This is a genomic window from Larkinella humicola (assembly GCF_008727875.1).
GTDB classification, from domain to species: domain Bacteria; phylum Bacteroidota; class Bacteroidia; order Cytophagales; family Spirosomataceae; genus Larkinella; species Larkinella humicola.
Window position 1 is genome coordinate 626,172 of record NZ_VTWS01000004.1, and the last position, 16,489, is coordinate 642,660.

15 protein-coding genes and 1 tRNA gene are annotated in these 16,489 nt (G+C 52.2%); 6 read left to right on the forward strand and 10 right to left on the reverse strand.

Annotated elements, in window-relative coordinates:
- Nucleotides 1-38: 38 nt before the first annotated feature.
- Nucleotides 39-1,127, forward strand: a complete 1,089-nt coding sequence (aroC, locus tag F0P93_RS18515; protein WP_150878528.1) for a chorismate synthase — start codon at nt 39-41, stop codon at nt 1,125-1,127.
- Between the two features lie 86 nt (nt 1,128-1,213).
- Nucleotides 1,214-2,194 carry an FAD:protein FMN transferase gene (locus F0P93_RS18520; RefSeq protein ID WP_225309544.1) on the forward strand — a complete coding sequence of 327 codons (981 nt, stop codon included), beginning with the start codon at nt 1,214-1,216 and terminating at the stop codon, nt 2,192-2,194.
- On the opposite strand, the gene F0P93_RS18525 is transcribed toward F0P93_RS18520, so the two are convergent.
- The 3 genes from F0P93_RS18525 to F0P93_RS18535 all read right to left on the reverse strand — a co-directional run bounded on the left by F0P93_RS18525 (nt 2,166) and on the right by F0P93_RS18535 (nt 4,582).
- On the reverse strand, nt 2,166-2,558 hold the full coding sequence (locus F0P93_RS18525) for an ExbD/TolR family protein (protein WP_114404336.1): 393 nt from the start codon (nt 2,556-2,558) through the stop codon (nt 2,166-2,168). The genes F0P93_RS18520 and F0P93_RS18525 overlap by 29 nt on opposite strands.
- 91 nt (nt 2,559-2,649) lie before the next feature.
- Nucleotides 2,650-3,351 carry a MotA/TolQ/ExbB proton channel family protein gene (locus F0P93_RS18530; RefSeq protein WP_138995055.1) on the reverse strand — a complete coding sequence of 234 codons (702 nt, stop codon included), beginning with the start codon at nt 3,349-3,351 and terminating at the stop codon, nt 2,650-2,652.
- 259 nt (nt 3,352-3,610) lie between these two features.
- A complete protein-coding gene (locus tag F0P93_RS18535; RefSeq protein ID WP_150878530.1) occupies nt 3,611-4,582 on the reverse strand; it encodes a zinc-dependent alcohol dehydrogenase family protein in 972 nt (323 codons plus the stop codon).
- Between the two features lie 165 nt (nt 4,583-4,747).
- Between F0P93_RS18535 and F0P93_RS18540 the strand changes: the two genes are divergently transcribed.
- The 3 genes from F0P93_RS18540 (at nt 4,748) to F0P93_RS18550 (ending at nt 8,131) form a co-directional block, all read left to right on the forward strand.
- Nucleotides 4,748-5,347 carry a HupE/UreJ family protein gene (locus F0P93_RS18540; RefSeq protein ID WP_150878532.1) on the forward strand — a complete coding sequence of 200 codons (600 nt, stop codon included), beginning with the start codon at nt 4,748-4,750 and terminating at the stop codon, nt 5,345-5,347.
- A gap of 197 nt (nt 5,348-5,544) precedes the next feature.
- Entirely contained in the window at nt 5,545-7,947 is a 2,403-nt protein-coding gene (locus F0P93_RS18545; protein WP_150878534.1) for a M1 family metallopeptidase, read from the forward strand.
- 110 nt (nt 7,948-8,057) lie between these two features.
- Nucleotides 8,058-8,131, forward strand: a tRNA-Pro gene (locus F0P93_RS18550).
- Nucleotides 8,132-8,211: 80 nt separating this feature from the next.
- Here the strand turns inward: F0P93_RS18550 and F0P93_RS18555 are convergent.
- The 3 genes from F0P93_RS18555 to F0P93_RS31945 all read right to left on the reverse strand — a co-directional run bounded on the left by F0P93_RS18555 (nt 8,212) and on the right by F0P93_RS31945 (nt 10,319).
- Complete coding sequence (locus F0P93_RS18555) at nt 8,212-9,138, reverse strand: metallophosphoesterase (RefSeq protein WP_150878537.1); 927 nt, start codon at nt 9,136-9,138, stop codon at nt 8,212-8,214.
- A gap of 63 nt (nt 9,139-9,201) precedes the next feature.
- Nucleotides 9,202-9,735 (reverse strand): DUF4199 domain-containing protein, encoded by a 534-nt coding sequence (locus F0P93_RS18560; RefSeq protein WP_150878539.1) that lies wholly within the window; start codon nt 9,733-9,735, stop codon nt 9,202-9,204.
- 116 nt (nt 9,736-9,851) lie between these two features.
- Complete coding sequence (locus F0P93_RS31945; RefSeq protein WP_150878541.1) at nt 9,852-10,319, reverse strand: response regulator transcription factor; 468 nt, start codon at nt 10,317-10,319, stop codon at nt 9,852-9,854.
- A 353-nt stretch (nt 10,320-10,672) separates the two neighbouring features.
- Here F0P93_RS31945 and F0P93_RS18570 point away from each other — a divergent pair, with 353 nt between their 5' ends.
- Nucleotides 10,673-11,077, forward strand: coding sequence for a VOC family protein (locus F0P93_RS18570; protein WP_150878543.1), 405 nt, complete (start codon nt 10,673-10,675; stop codon nt 11,075-11,077).
- A 28-nt stretch (nt 11,078-11,105) separates the two neighbouring features.
- On the opposite strand, the gene F0P93_RS18575 is transcribed toward F0P93_RS18570, so the two are convergent.
- From F0P93_RS18575 to F0P93_RS18590, 4 genes are all read right to left on the reverse strand, one after another.
- Nucleotides 11,106-12,494, reverse strand: coding sequence for an enolase C-terminal domain-like protein (locus tag F0P93_RS18575; protein WP_150878545.1), 1,389 nt, complete (start codon nt 12,492-12,494; stop codon nt 11,106-11,108).
- 111 nt (nt 12,495-12,605) lie between these two features.
- On the reverse strand, nt 12,606-13,478 hold the full coding sequence (locus F0P93_RS18580) for a sugar phosphate isomerase/epimerase family protein (protein WP_150878547.1): 873 nt from the start codon (nt 13,476-13,478) through the stop codon (nt 12,606-12,608).
- Nucleotides 13,479-13,566: 88 nt separating this feature from the next.
- The gene (locus F0P93_RS18585; RefSeq protein WP_150878549.1) at nt 13,567-14,349 is read right to left on the reverse strand and encodes an SDR family NAD(P)-dependent oxidoreductase; all 783 of its coding nucleotides are present in this window, start codon (nt 14,347-14,349) and stop codon (nt 13,567-13,569) included.
- 24 nt (nt 14,350-14,373) lie between these two features.
- A complete protein-coding gene (locus F0P93_RS18590) occupies nt 14,374-16,467 on the reverse strand; it encodes an alpha-glucuronidase family glycosyl hydrolase (RefSeq protein WP_150878551.1) in 2,094 nt (697 codons plus the stop codon).
- Between the last annotated feature and the right edge of the window lie 22 nt (nt 16,468-16,489).

Below are 16,489 nucleotides of genomic sequence, written 5' to 3' on the forward strand. Positions count from 1 at the left end.
CTCACGTCTCTTGTCTATCCTCTCACATCTGGAACAAAATGAGCAGTACATACGGAACGCTTTTTAAAATAGCCACATTTGGTGAATCGCACGGCGCAGCGATCGGCGTGATCATCGACGGTTGCCCGGCGGGCTTGGAAGTAGACACGGCTTTCATCCAGTCGGAGTTGGATCGCCGGAAACCGGGCCAGTCGCGAATCACGACGCAACGGCGTGAGAAAGACGAATTTCAGGTGCTTTCCGGCATTTTCGAGGGAAAAACCGAAGGCACACCCATCAGCCTGGTCATCTGGAACGAAGACCAGCGCAGCAAAGATTATTCGCACATCTCCCAGCAATTCCGTCCTTCCCACGCTGATTATACCTACCAGGAAAAGTACGGTGTACGCGACTACCGGGGCGGTGGCCGTAGTTCTGCCCGCGAAACAGCCGCTCGTGTGGCTGCCGGAGCGCTGGCCAAATTGCTGTTGAAACAACAGGGTGTCAGCATTCAGGCGTATGTGTCGCAGGTCGGGAAACTGAAGCTCGAAACCCCGTATCAGCAACTCGAACTGGCAAAGGCCGAGGAAAATGCCGTTCGGTGCCCCGATCCGGAACTGGCGCAGCAAATGTTCGACTACATCGATGAAACCCGCAAGCAGGGGGATTCCATCGGGGGCATCGTGTCGTGTGTCATCACGGGCGCTCCAGCAGGTTGGGGAGAGCCGGTTTTCGATAAACTGCACGCCGAACTGGGCAAGGCCATGTTGAGCATCAATGCCGTAAAAGGCTTCGAATACGGCAGCGGTTTTGCCGGCGTCGAATTGCATGGCTCGGAACACAACGATGAATTTTACATCGAACCGGGCGACGAAACCGGGCGCGTTCGGACCAGGACGAACCATTCCGGCGGGATTCAGGGTGGAATTTCCAACGGCGAGGATATTTATTTTCGGGTTGCTTTCAAACCCGTGGCTACCATTATGCAGGATCAGGATAGTGTGGATGTCAACGGCGACCCGGTGGTGGTTTCGGGCAAAGGACGGCACGATCCCTGCGTGGTTCCGCGCGCCGTTCCGATTGTGGAAGCCATGGCCGCGCTGGTGCTGGCCGACTTTTATTTGCGGAACAAAGGGGCGAAGGTGTGAAGTTGAAATTTACCCCCAACCCCCTGAAGGGGGCTTTAGAAAAGCCGGAGGTTAAAGCCCCCTTCAGGGGGTTGGGGGCAAAAGCAGTGGTACTTTCGCTATGCTTCACGCTGATTGGCTGGAAGAATGTTGCCCAGCCACTCCAGCGGTACACCTTCGACCGGGGACTGTTCGGGACCGAATTCCGGCAGATTTTTTACGCGCCCAACGACCGTATTGCCCAAGAGGTTCGCCGGGCGGTCGATGCCCGGATGGATTCGCTCAATGTCATCATGAGTGATTACCTGGACGGCAGCGAAATCAACCGGTTATCGGCCACGGCAGGTTCGGGTCAATGGGTGTCAGTCTCCCCGGATTTGTTCGACATCCTCAGCCGGGCAGTTGCCATTGCCAAAGCCTCCGACGGGTTGTTCGACCCCACCATCGGACCACTGTCGCAACTCTGGCGCCGGGCCGTTCGGCGCAAAATCTTTCCCACAAAACCCGAACTCCGAAAGGCCCACCAACGGGTCGATTACCGGTTGATCGAATTGAAAAAACCGGGTTTTGTACGGTTGAAAAAACCGGGTATGCGGCTGGATGTGGGCGGTATTGGACAGGGATATGCCATCGATGAGGGACTGAAAGTGCTTCAGCAGTTGGGCATCAAATCGGCTTTGCTGGATATCGGGGGCGATATTCTGGTGAGTGACCCACCGCCGGGCGAACGCGGCTGGCGGATTCTGATCGGGGCTGCTGCCGATACGACGACCTTGCTTCTCCGCCAGGTGGGCATCACAACTTCGGGCGCCACGCACCGGTATCTCGAACACAACGGCAAACGGTATTCACACCTGATGAATCCGCGGACGGGTCTCGGACTGCTTCACCACGCCCAGACGACGGTTTTAGCACCCGATGGCACACAGGCTGATGCCCTCACCAAAGTCTTCAGTGTCGCGGGAATTCAGAAAAGCAAGCGGCTGATAAAACGGTTTCCTGGCGTAAGCGTCTGGATTACGGAAGAACGAAATGGGAAATTGAAGAAATGGAGTTCGGTTACTTCGACGTCGCCATCACCATTTTGATGTTCAGTTTGGCCCCGGTTTGCAGCACATCGACCAGATCCTGAACGGCCAGGGTTTTATCGACCCGTACCACAATCGTTGGTTCAGCCACATCTTTCAACACCGATTTCAGTTCCATCTCCAGGTTTTCGGGAGCAATGGGCGTTTTATCGATGAAATACTGCTTCTGACCATCGACCGACAACGTCACCTGTTTCTTGCTCAATTGCTGCGAAGAGGCCGCTTTGGGAAGCAACAGCTTGATTACATTGGGGTTCGCTACCGTCGAAATGATCAAAAAGAACAACAGCAGGAAAAACATGATGTCGTTCAGGGAGGAGGTAGCAACCTCGGCGGCAAACTTATGTTTTCTTCGGAATTTCATTATTGGAGAGGAAAGACAAGAGACAAGAGATAAAAGACCGTACCCTACGTTGTCTTTACTCTCTTGTCTATTCTCTCTTGTCTGGTTAAACTTATCTAACTCTGGCGGCTTCAGTCGGTTTTTGCAACACTTCCATAAATTCGAACGAGTTGATTTCCAGCTTCAGCGTGAATTTTTCAATGAACATGTTCAGCAGGTGGTAGCCGGTGTAGGCTATAACCCCTACGATCAGACCGGCACCGGACGTGATCATTTTTTCGTACAGACCACCGGCGATGATGCCGACACTGATGTTGTCAGACAGCGAAATATCGTAGAAAATCCGGATGATCCCCGAGATCGTCCCAATGAAACCTAGCATCGGTGCAATACCGGCAATAATTCCCAGGTAGCCCAGATTCTTTTCCAGCCGCGACAACTCGATTTGTCCGACGGTTTCCAGCGTTCCTTCAATTTCCCGAATCGGTGAACCGATGCGGCCAACGGCTTTTTCAAAAATTCGTCCGATGGAATTCCGCTGGTTTTTGCAGAATGACTCGGCCGATTTGATGTTGCCCTGCAAAACCATGTCTTTCACATTGTCGATAAAATTATCGTCGACCTTCGTATTGTTCCGAATGAACAGCCAGCGTTCGATAATCATGTACAAGGCGAAAAAAAACAGGAGAGAGATCGGAATCATGACCCAGCCCCCTTTGGCGACCAGATCGAATAATTGCATGCTTTGGGCCGGGGCTACTGCCGTGGAATCGACGGCCGGAGCACCAGCCGTTGGAACTTGTAATAGAATCATGTGCTATGAATCAGATAAATCGGTTTTACTGGTTGCCATGGAACCGGAGCCGAGCAAACGTCTTCGTTCTCAACGTCCTCCCCGCCGGATTTATTGTCTTCAAACCCTGTCAGCGGTCGCAGACCCTGACAGCGGTTTAGAGACGTGTTTTACTATATCGTAGCCAAAACCCTGTCAGGGTCTGCGACCGCTGACAGGGTTCGTGACGGTTGTTCAAATATAACGAAACAATAAGCAGAATAGTCAGAAAAGTTACTGACTAGACCTTAATCAAAATCTTGCCGTGTCGGCCAGCCTGTTCGCTGTGTTCAACAGCTTTTTTAATTTCCGAAAGCGGATACGTCGCTTCAACCGGCACCTGAATCTGTCCACCAACGAGCAGCGTGATTACATTGCGGGCCACGTTCTGCCGCGTTTGGCTGTCGACCCGGCGCATCCAGTCGGTGAGCCAGAAACCTTTGATGGTAAGTTCCCGGAAAATCATCAGGCCTACGTTGAAAGACGGATTTTGCATGCTCAGCACCCCGTAGAGAATCATGGTACCCCCTTTCGCCAGACATTTCAGCGCGTCGGAGGCCGTGTTGCCACCCACCGCTTCCAGCACACAGGTTACGCCTTTGCCTTCCGTGAGGGCTTTCACCCGGTTGGTCAGTTTTTCTTTTTCCGTATTGACGATGGCCGTAATGCCCAGCGCTTTCAGCTCGTCGTCAAGTTCATTGTGCCGAACCGTACCGATGGTTTGAATGCCTTTGAGTTTACACAACTGAATCACGAGCTTGCTAAACGATGATCCGGCGGCTGTCAGCAGCACCCATTGTCCCGGTTGAAGGCCCGACTCTTCCAACATGGCGTAGGCCGAAAACGGATTGACGAACAACTGGGCGGCCACCTCATCCGAGAGCGCGTCCGGCACCGGAATTAAACTGCGCTGGTTGGCCAGCACATACTCCGACCAGGCTCCGATGGCCGTAAAACTCACCCGAATACCGGTGCGCATCGTGACGCCTTCCCCCAGTGCATCGACAATGCCAACGCCTTCGAAACCCGCGCCCGAGGGTAATTCGGGCTGAATGCCGTACAGATTCTGCACGAACATCAGATCCGAGGGATTGATCGGGCTGGCGATGACTTTGATCCGGACTTCGCCGGGACCGGGTTCGGGCAGGAAGGTATCGATGACCTGGAGCGTGTCGGCAGGTTTACCGATGGTTGAGAAGTTGACCGTCTGCATGGATACGACAAAAGCAATGGTGTGCGAAATATCACTTATTCGACAAAAGTACAATGCAATCCGTAGTTACTGACCGGATAATAGGTCAGAATGAACAAACTTTCTATTTTTGCGGCACAATGCCAACCGGCTCCCACCGGCAACTAACCAACCGAAACCGATCTTATGAGTGAATTCTGGGCTTATCTCCAACTGGGCTTTGCGCACATTACCGATCCGGGTGGCTATGACCATATTTTGTTTGTCGTGGCTTTGTGTGCGATTTACAGCCTGAACCAGTGGAAACAAGCCCTGATTCTCGTGACGGCTTTTACCGTTGGTCATTCCCTCACCCTGGCACTGGCTACCCTGCAACTCATCAACTACAGCACGGAGTTGATCGAACTGCTGATTCCGGTGACAATCCTGATTACGGCCATCAGTAACTTTTTCTTCAAAGTCCCCAAAAGCCGGTTTAATGAACAACCCAAACAGCCCAAGGGGCGGTATGTGCTGGCGCTCCTGTTCGGATTGATTCACGGGATGGGTTTTTCCAATTACCTCAGGAGTTTGCTGGGGCAACAGTCCAGCATCGTAAAACCCTTGTTTGCGTTTAATATCGGGCTGGAGCTTGGCCAGATTTTTATTGTGCTTGGCGTGTTGACCATTGCCTTTGTTCTGATCGAAATCCTCAAAGTCCGCCGGCACGACTGGAATCTCATCGTTTCTGGTACCGTCGCCGGAATGGCGCTCTCCCTGATCATCAACAACCCGTATTTCGCCTGACGGCACTACGGCTGTCAAACCGGCCAAATGCTGGTTTTCAGGCTTTTTTACGCCGAAAGAAACTAGGAAAATAACAGGGATAAATAGAAACTTTAGCAGCATTGCGGTTCCCGGCAACCGTTCAATAGATATTGTTTGGCGGTTTTTAGTAACTTCATAGCCATATTCATCTACAAATTATATTCTGATACCTAACTATGAAGTTGAGATTCTCCCTGTTGGTTGCGGGATTGACTGCAATAGTATTTGGTGCAGGGGCCCAGGCGCCACCTTCGCCAACCTACAAAGCCAACGATCGTTTTGAACAAATGGGCCCAATGTTACCCACGCCCAATACCTTCCGCACGGCTTCAGGATCACCGGGCCGCGATTTCTTCCAGAACCGGGCCGACTACGATATTAAAGTTGAACTCGATGATGCCAATCAAAAGATCATCGGATCGGAAGTGGTGACGTATTTCAACCATTCGCCCGACGAACTGAAATACATCTGGCTGCAACTGGAGCAGAATCTCTTCGAAAAAGGCTCAATTGGCGGCATTTCCCGGACGGGCAGTGTAAACGAAACGGGCATGTCGGCCGCGTCGCTGGGTGCGCTGACCGCAACGGCGGGCCGGGGCCGCGGACCAACCGCCGACCGGGATTTTGGCTACAAGATTACCGCTGTGAAAGACAAAGCCGGTAAGCCCCTGAAATACACCATCAACCAGACCATGATGCGGATCGATCTGCCGACCCCGCTGAAACCGGGTCAGAATTTCGTGTTTGCCGTCGACTGGAATTACCTCATCACCGAATATTACGGCCGGAGCGGGTACGAATTTTTCCCGAAAGACGGGAACTACAACTACTTCATCGCCCACTGGTTTCCGCGTCTGGCGGCTTACGACGATGTGAACGGCTGGCAGCACAAGCAGTTTCTGGGACAGGGCGAGTTCACCCTGATTTTTGGCAATTACAAGGTGGCCATCACCGTTCCGAACGACCACGTTGTGGCGGCTTCGGGCGAGTGCCAGAACTACAAGCAGGTGCTCACGCCCACGCAAAGCCAGCGGTTGCAGAAAGCATCGACCTCCAAAACACCCGTTGTGATTGTGACGCAGGCCGAAGCCATTGCGGCTGAAAAGGCGAAACCGACCGGCAAGAAAACCTGGATTTACAAAGCCGACAACGTCCGGGATTTCGCCTTTGCCTCGTCGCGCAAATTCATCTGGGATGCCATGCAAACCGACGTCTACGGCGATGGAAAAAAGATCTGGAGCATGTCGTTTTACCCCAAGGAAGGCAATCCGCTCTGGGAACAGTATTCGACCCGCGCCGTGGAACACACGCTGAAATCGTACGGAAACCGCACCTTTAAATACCCGTATCCAGTCGCCATTTCGTGCCACGGCACCGCTGGGGGGGGGATGGAATACCCGATGATCAGCTTCAATGGCGGTCGGCCTGAACCGGACGGCACGTATTCCGAAGCAGTAAAAGCCGGGATGATCGGCGTAATTATTCACGAAGTGGGTCACAACTTTTTCCCGATGATCGTCAACTCCGACGAGCGGCAGTGGGCGTGGATGGATGAAGGATTAAACACCTTCTGTCAGTATCTGGCCGAAAAAGAATGGGATTACAAATTTCCGACCCGGCGCGGTGAACCCCAGCAGATTGTTGATTACATGAAATCCGACAAATCGGTGCTGTCGCCCATCATGACCTCCTCGGAAAACGTAATCAGTCTGGGACCCAACGCCTACGCCAAACCGGCCACGGCGCTGAACATTCTGCGCGAAACCGTCATGGGCCGCGAACTGTTCGACTATGCTTTCAAGGAATATGCCAACCGCTGGGCCTTCAAAAACCCCACCCCGGCCGATTTCTTCCGCACCATGGAAGACGCTTCCGGTGTCGATCTGGACTGGTTCTGGAAAGGCTGGTTCTACGGCGTCGAACCCGTCGATCAGGATCTGGTCGAAGTCGACTGGTTTACGCTCAACACCCAGAATCCCGAAATCGAGAAAGCCCTGGCCCGTTCCGAGGCTGAAGCGAAAGCCAAAACGATGAGCAAGATTCGCGACGCGGCTACGAAAGACCAGACCGTGGTGGCCAAAGACTCGACGATGCGCGATTTCTACAACCGCTACGACCCGTTTGCGGTGACGGATGCGGACCGGAAGAAGTACCAGGATTATCTGGCGTCACTCAACGAGGAGGAGCGCAAAACGCTCGAATCGAAGAACAATTTTTATACGCTGACGCTGAAGAACAAGGGCGGTTTGCCGATGCCGGTGATCATTCGGATGCAGTTTGAGGACGGTACGGATTCGGTGGCGCGGTTTCCGGCGGAGATCTGGCGGTTCAACGATGCGCAGATCAACAAGGTGATTGCGACCACGAAGAAGGTGACGCAGTGGACGCTCGATCCGTTTCAGGAGATTGCCGACATCGATGGCGAAAATAATTCATTTCCGAGGGTTTCCAAACCGACGCGTTTCCAGCTTTACAAACAGCAACGGAGTCCATTCGCGCCACAGGGCCCGAATCCGATGCAGCAACAGCAGCAGACAACACAACCACCAGCCCGGCAGGGAGGAGCGAATAAGAATTAAAAACAATCATGAACAATGAATTTGCTCCAAAGTAATTTGGGGACAAATCGAGATTCTTTCGGCGCGATTTATTGTTCATTATTCATTATTCATTAAGTTTGCACCCGATTCGGGATGTAGCACAGCCAGGTAGTGTACTTGCATGGGGTGCAAGGGGTCGTGGGTTCGAATCCCGCCATCCCGACTGAATTGGGCCAAAAGGCAGTCAGATCATGAATCTGACTGCCTTTTTTTGTTGGCGAACTATCCGGTTTTTAAAATTTGCTACACCCAGACGAGATGCTCGTTTGTCAATTCATTTTCCCCCTGCCATCGATAGGCCGCCAAAAAGCCCCCTTTTGCGATGCTGAAATCGACACAGGCGGCTCGTGGAGAACCCAGACAGGGTTGCCCCTGAAGCCAGTAATGCCCGAAAAATAACGGTTTGCTCGTCTCATCCAACGTGACTCCTGTTGGATAGAGATCGTAATCAACGGGTAGCGAAGCAATGGCCGCCGGAGCATCAAAAAAATAATCGGCATAGGTCGTCGAATCGGAATGGTTCGTCCACCACCGGATGCGGCTTTCGTGCCGAAGAATGCCGTCTTTGTCCCGAAAGAATTGGTTATGCGGCAAACGGGCTTCTTTCCCTTTTAAGGTTTCCTCAACCGCTTTCCAGAAAGGCGTATTTTTGATGGCTGCTTTTTGCACCAGGCTGGGGGTAAGTCTACCATTCGGCAGCAACTGGTCTAATAACGCTATATGGCTGTCATCCCAACTGGCATGAGCGACCCGAATCGAAGGTAAATCGAGGTAAAGAGGAATGGTCAGAAACCAGGAAACATAGTCCTGCCATTCATCCGTATAATCTTTGAACTGGTAAAGCGTCTGGTAGTGCTGATGAATATTTTTAATGGTATGTGGCCTGACGTGCCCTCCCGTTGGATTTTCGAGGTGGAAAGCAATGGCGTTGTATTCGTGATTGCCCATAACCGCCAGCGCCAGCCCTCCGTCGATCATGGCTCGCACCAGCGACAGGGTTTCCCGGACCTGAGGGCCGCGATCAATCCAGTCGCCCACAAAAATCACTTTCCGCGAAGGATGCGAATAAACGCCCTTTTGTTGCTCATAGCCCATTTGCTCAAGCAGTTGGCGCAGCTTGTCGGCATAGCCGTGGACATCGCCGACAATATCATATAGTTGTTCTTCCATGAAACCGGTTGATCCTACTAACTATACCGACCGAAATGGCAATAGGGTTCCGATGCGGATTTATTACGCAGCTTGCCCGGGTTGATTCTTTCTTTTTAACAACAAAGCACAGATCAGTGAAATGAGTAAACCAACTGGTAAAACTTCGAGATAAGTGAGTAAGATAACGCCAACCGGCGTCTTATACATCTCTTTATAATCGCTGAATTCCGCTGCCTTTTTATCCAGTTCAAGCTGACTGGCCCCCTCAATTTTAGCTTGATTGACCGCATGGGCAATGTATTTCTCCATGAAATCCGGAATGAAGAAATAATATTCGACCAACCAGCTCAGTACGTACATGGTTGAAGCAATCAGGGTAATATACAGCCCGATTTTAAACGCTTTTCCGAACGAAATAACCCGGTTGTTATAGTTGTCCCGGAAGTTTTTTACGCCGACAAAAATGAGCGAGAAAGCGAGGATCATGGAGGCATAGCCCAGAACCATGTTGCCTTCATACTGATTGGTGGTGTAACACACTGCCGTGGAGACGGCCATCACGGAGGTGAGAATAATGCCGGCAATCAGCCCGCTGACCAGGACGATCTTTTTCATGACATGGAGTGTAGCGTTGGTTTGCACAAAACTGGGCAAACTGGCGAATCCCCCGTTCATCCTTTCGGGTGATTTTTCGGAGAATCCCGAAAAATCATGCTTTGGCAGGAGATGGATCAGGGAATCAGACTGAGCCGTTTGGCTTTTTCAATGGCCTGCGTCCGGCGCTTAACGTCCAGTTTCTCAAGCACTTTTGATGAGTGTGTTTTAACGGTATTCAGGGAAACATACAAGCGCGAAGCAATTTCCTGATTGCTCAGTCCGTTGGCGATTAATTGCAAAACTTCCAGTTCCCGTTTACTCAAACCGATTTTGGTAAGCTCATTTTCGTTTAAAACGAAGTCGGTCGAAGCGATATAAATCGCCTTCTCAACGACGACAGTTTCTATTTTGGGTTTGGTCAATTTCAGTGCAAGCCAGATTCCCAAAGCCGTAAAAAGAACAGCAATGGCACCGATGTAAACTTCAGAAGCGTGATTGATAATCAGAAACCGGAGTTCCAGCCACTTTACTAAAAACAGCAAGAGGGCCAGCGAAGTACCGTAGAGGATAATGAGTTTATTTCTTGCTAAAAAAGTCAACATTATGAGTATCAATGACTGGCAGCTCTATTTACCTCTAAAATACGGTTTTTGTGAAAAATACGGAAGGAAACCGGCGGGAATTCGTTCGGGTTTCCGAGTCCGTAAAAGGGGATTAATCAGACCGGCTTGCGGCTTATTCGTTCTCCACGAAATCTCTCCACGACGATCCACTACTCAGGTTCCAGCCCTCGGCAAAACGTACTTTCGAAAAGTTACTATTGTTCATCGGGAAAATTTCAAGCCCTTCGTGGGTAAGCTTCAATCTGGAAATTCTGACGAGCTAAACCCTGCTGACATAGGGCTGTCAGTTGCGAGGCCTTACTTTGTGTCCTTCAACATTCATCACCTACGCAATGACTCTTTCCTCTGTCAGGATCATTACCGCAGACATCAAGCGCCTTGTCCAGTTTTATAATCAGGTCACCGGCATGTCCGTGACGCAGTATACCGACGATTTTGCGGAGTTACGTACCCCAACCGCTACATTGGCTATTGGAAGTACGCGCACTTTACTGCTATTCGGGGGCGATGAGGTGGCTAATGCCGCAGTTAATCGCTCGGCTATCATCGAATTCCGCGTTGACGACGTGGATGCCGACTATCAAAAACTGGCTGACTTTCTTCGTGATAGCATCGTTCAGAAGCCAACTACCATGCCCTGGGGTAACCGTTCGCTGTTGTTCAGAGACCCGGATGGTAATCTCGTTAACTTTTTCACGCCGGGTACTCCAGAAGCACGGAAGCGGTTGGATGGGTAGTCTTACACTCCTGGTGACGAATAAACTCCTATTTATCGGCAAAAACCGCTTCATAATGGGCCGAAGGATCGAAAATGCCCGCGCTTTGTGCGTAAAACGAAGCATCGGTGAGGTAAACACCTTTTTGGGTCTGGGTCCAGGACGCTGCGGCTTTGGGGTGATAGCCCATCATGGTGTTCCAGTTTTTGTAATACTGGTGGCCGTTGGTTTCCTGCAAACCGACCGTCATGCCGGGGAAAGGCGGTAGCCGGGCCGCCACCGATTTGTTCCAGTCGACCAGAATCGGGTTAACTGTCAGGTCGGCACAGAAGCAGGGAATCTTCTTTTCGTACGCCAACTGCGTGATTTTCATCGTCATGCTGAGCGTTTTGGCAATGGCTTTCACGGCAATGGCCGAATAACCCTGCTCAATCCGGCGGGCGGCATCTTCCACCGTGTGCGCACTTTCGTCGGCGGCAACCCGCACGCCCAGATCCCCGACAAACACGTCATTATTCTCCTCAAACGGCTCTTCAATCACCGCAATCTGATCGAAAGCACCGATTTTTTTGGCGTGATCCAGAAACCGGAGCAGCGTTTCCTTTTTTTCGTAGCGGCCGTTGGCGTCGAAATAATACGGTATTTTACCGGTTTTGGTGTAGGGTGTTTCGTAATGCCCGATGGCTTTGTGAACCGCCGTCAGAAAAGCAATGTCCTTCTCGATCATTTCCGACTGCGTGCCGGCCGAACCGGTTTTCAGCTTCATGATAAAATAGCCTTCGTCGGCGGCTGTCTTGATTCGTTCGGCAGTGGTGCCCACGCTAAACGACGGAATGCTGGCCACTTTCGTATGCCGGTGCGACAAACCCGGTCTGTAAGCCGCCGGAATCATGTCGTCGAAGCGGGCCATTTTATTCTCCTGCGCATACAACAGCCAGGCGGCATTGTCGACACTAACCAGGGCGTTCAGGGCGAAAGTTTTGCGCAAATCGGGGTTGCGGGTGATCTGTTTGCCATAGGCCAGGACTTCGGGCAGAACGGTATCCAGCAAGTCGACCGGCGTGGTGAACGAAGTGCCTTTGATGAGTTGCAAAGCGCGTTCGGTCATCGCATACATCAGGGCGTTGCCGGCACTTTCGGAGTGGGCCGCAAACACACTGGAATCCGACCAGAGCACGCCCTGCGTTCCGAGACCGATTTTGCGAATACCGGAATCCGATTCCAGCAGTGAAATCGCTTGCCAGCTATCCGTAATGGCGCTTCCCTTGAACCGGTACGGATTCAGCGGTTCCCGCTCAAAATTAGAATTGACGTTCCGGATGCGAATCTTCGCCAGCGGTTTTTGATCAGTCATCATATCAGTAAGGCTCCTTGAAAAACCGGTCGTACCCATCGCCAGAAGCGATCCCGTATGACCCACAAATTCACGGCGATTCATCGTTTCTATCTAAGGTTTTGATGGGAACGCGGATGTAATGGATCAAAACGGATTTTCACAGATAAAATCCGTTTTGATCCATTACATCCGTCTAATCCGTGTTCCTATCGTTCAGGCTGTCATTTTCTCAAAAAGCTGCCGCTGCTCAATCAGGGAAGCGACTTTATCCGCCGGATTGGTGTGGCATTCGAGCAGAATCCAGCCTTTGTAATTCATTTTGGCGAACCAATCCAGCAATTGCTGATACGGATACGTCGGATCATTGAACTCGCGGACGTGGACCGTATCGCCGAATCGGTCTTTTACCAGATTGAAGTTGTATTCCAGGCCTTTCCCGTTAAAATCCTGCTTGTTACTGTTCCAGCAAACCGTGGCGTTGCGGTTGGGCGCGTGATCCATGATGGTCTTGATATTCGGCAATTCCTGGGTTTCGTTGCCGTGGACTTCCAGCCGGAGTTGTTGCCCGAAGTCAGCCGCATACTTCGCCAGTTCGTTCAGCGACTGACCAATCTGGACCAGCGTTTTTTCGGTCGGAACGTCTTTGTGCAGCGCGTTGGGTTTTACTTTGACACCCGAACCGCCCACATCGGCACTGAGTCGAATGAACTCCTTCGTCCGCTCTATGGATTGTTTCAACTGGTTCTGATCCGGATAGTCGTATTGCTGGTTTGTCCCTAAACCCACGATCTGAACCGGGCTGTCGGCAAACTTCTTTTTCACGTCCAGCCGCTCGGCCGCCGACAGGTTCGGCATCACACCGTGGGCGTGTTCCACCCGCAATTCGGCGCCGGTAATGCCCGCCGTTGTGCAATTTTTGATCAGGGTCGGAACGTCCCAGTCTTTCCCCCATAAATAGGTGACCATCCCGAGTTTCATCTTCGATTTTTTCCAGTCGGGCGAAGCGAAAGCGGTTCCCGGCAGCAGGGCGACGCCAGCAAACAGCGAAAGATCCTCGATAAAGGTTTTTCGGGTTATTTTTTTCATGGGAAAAGTAGTTTAGTATTTACCACCAACCCCCTAAAGGGGGCTTTCAACGCGGGATCAAAAAGCCCCCTTCAGGAGGTTGGTGGTATTAGAATCCAATCGAATTGCCACCATCGACGGGCAGCGAGGCACCGGTAATGTAACGGGCGGCATCGGACGACAGAAAGACGGCGGCATGACCAATGTCTTCCGGTTTACCAAAATGCCCCATCGGGGTTCGGCGCATGGCGCGGTCGCGACGCTCGGGATCACCGCCCATCGCTTTTTTGCTCATTTCCGTTTCAATAAAACCCGGTGCAATGGCATTAACCCGAACGTTGTGCGGTGAAAATTCCGACGCCAGCACTTTCACCATGCCTTCGACCGCCGATTTGGAAGCCGCATAAGCCACCACGCGGTCGATGCCGTAATAGGCCGCCATGGACGAAATCATCAGAATGGACCCGCTACGCCGGGGCACCATTCGCCGGGCGCAGGCTCGGGTGAGCGCAAAAACCGCGTTCAGGTTGGTTTGAATAATGCGGTTGAACTCCTCGTCCGTCACTTCCAACGCCGGTTTTTTTAGATTGATGCCCGCATTGTTCACCAGAATATCGATGGGCGCGAGCGTGGTTTCAATCTGTTCGACCAAAGCGTCCAGCGCAGCCAATTCGGATACGTCATTGACAAAATAATGAGCGGTTTTGCCCAGCGTTGCGACGGCTTCCCGCAACGGTTCTTCCCGCCGTCCGGTGATGACGACTGTGGCTCCGGCCTGCACCATGCAGCGGGCCATGTCAAAACCGATGCCGGTTCCTCCGCCCGTAATTAGCGCCAGTTTTCCGGTTAACGAAAACACACTTTGATTACCCTGATTCTCTGTTGTTTGCACGTGATTATTCGTAGTTAAATGGCGTCACCGCAATTGATAAATCTCCACCAATTCTTTGACTTCTTTTAAAGATCGCTCCGGTTTTTTGAATGGAGCCGGAATGGGTTGTTTGGAAAATTCCTGGAGATACAACACCCAGGCATCGCGCCACCAGAGAGCTTCTTTCTGCTGGGTGACCAGCCGACCGGCGACATTGGCGAACGTTTCGGGATCAATGTCTTTTTTGACCGACGCCCACTGCTTTTGCATCGCGCCCACGGAATCCGCGCCCGAATAAAACCGGCTGCAAAGTTCATCCCAGAGCGTCCGGCCGGTGCTTAATTTTTTTGTCCAGGCGATGTGGTGAAACCAGAGCAGATAGGGCAGCGGACAGGTTTCCGGATTACTCCACTGGCGCTGTACTTCGGGGCGGTATTGGGCCAGCGCATGACTGCCTTTCACGGTGCGATCGAAACCCAGGCCGACGGAATCGGCGCGGTGGTAATAAACCGCCGTCCAGTCGGGGCGCGAACTGCGGTTTTGCCAGGGTTCCGGCGCAAAGTGAACGCCTGTCCAGGGGCGCGAAAGGCCCAGTGGCGTGTTGTAATTGACGTAGATTTCCCGCGATTTGAGCAACAGATCCGTAACGGTTTTCGCGGAGGTCGGCTCGGTCGTCAAGGTCATGGTAACCCATTCATTCGCAAGAGCTTCTGCGGAAAGCGTGTGGTCCCATGCCAGCCGTCCGAATGCATACCAGTTTGCCTGCGCCAGCGGATGCCCCGTCCAGTTTCGGTCGGAGCCGGTATTGGCCACCCCGGCAATGGCCGTTAGTTTATACTCATGAAGACTGCCGTCGATGACTTTTGCAACGGTTGAGCCTTTACCGCCCACGTAGGTATCCGACTCCAGACACTCTTTAAAAATCGGCGCTTCATAGACCAGATGCGTGGCAAAACCGAGGTATTCCTGCGTGAGCTGAAATTCCATGCCCAGGGGCGTTTGCGGCATGGTGCCAAAAATGGGGGAAAACGGTTCCCGGGGCTGGAAATCAATCGGGCCGTTTTTGACCTGAACAATCACGTTTTTCTCAAACTGGCCGTCCAGCGGCTTGAACTCGTCATAAGCCGCTTTGAACCGGTCGGCTTTCCCGTCGGCTTTGTAGACAAACGCCCGCCAGATCACAATGCCCTTGTGTGGTGCCAGGGCTTTGGCGAGCATGTTGGCCCCATCGGCGTGGTTGCGACCGTAATCCTGCGGGCCGGGTTGGCCTTCCGAATTCGCCTTGACCAGAAAACCGCCAAAATCTGGAATCAATTTATAAATCTCATTCGCCTTGTCGGTCCACCATTGGTTCACTTCGGGGTCAAGCGGGTCGGCGGTTTTGAGTCCTCCGATGGTTTTGGGAGCCGGAAAATAAACGGACAAATAAATTTTAATCCCGTAGGGGCGAAAGACGTTCGCCAGTGAGGCCACTTTCTGCAAATATTCGGCGGTCAGAAACCGGGAACTGGCATTCACATTATTGACGACGGTTCCATTGATGCCAATCGAGGCATTGGCGCGGGCATATTCCCGGTAGCGCGGGTCAATGCGTTCGGGCAGTTCATACCATTTCCAGAGCGACTCCCCGGCGTAGCCCCGTTCGATGGAAGCATCCGTATTGTCCCAGTGATTCAGCATCCGGTGCTGGATTTTCGGACTGCTGGTCAGCGACAGTTGGGCGATGGACTGCCGGGTTTGCAGATGACGCAGCAAGGCAAAAACGCCGTATAGAACACCGGAGTCGGTTTTTCCGGTAATGGTGATGGTATTCCGGCGGTTTAAAATCTGATACCCTTCGTCGTTAAGTTGCGGCTGGCCTGGGTTGACTGTCAGGATAATACTACCGGTTTTGCCTGCAGCACTGGCGACAATCGGAATGGGTTTTCCCAGTAATCCCTGCAAACCGGTTTGCAATTCTTCGGCGGCTGTTTTCAAAACCGGTCTGGTGCTGTTCAGAACGATCAACTGCGCGGAACGAGCGTAGGAAGCCCGTTGCCCGGCGTCTTTGATCAGGTCATATTTCAGCCACAACCGGTAACCATCGTCGGCTCTGCAAAGCGTGGAGAATAGAAATAGGAATATTACTTTGTAATTCATGCTTTTTGAAAAAAGTTGTTTC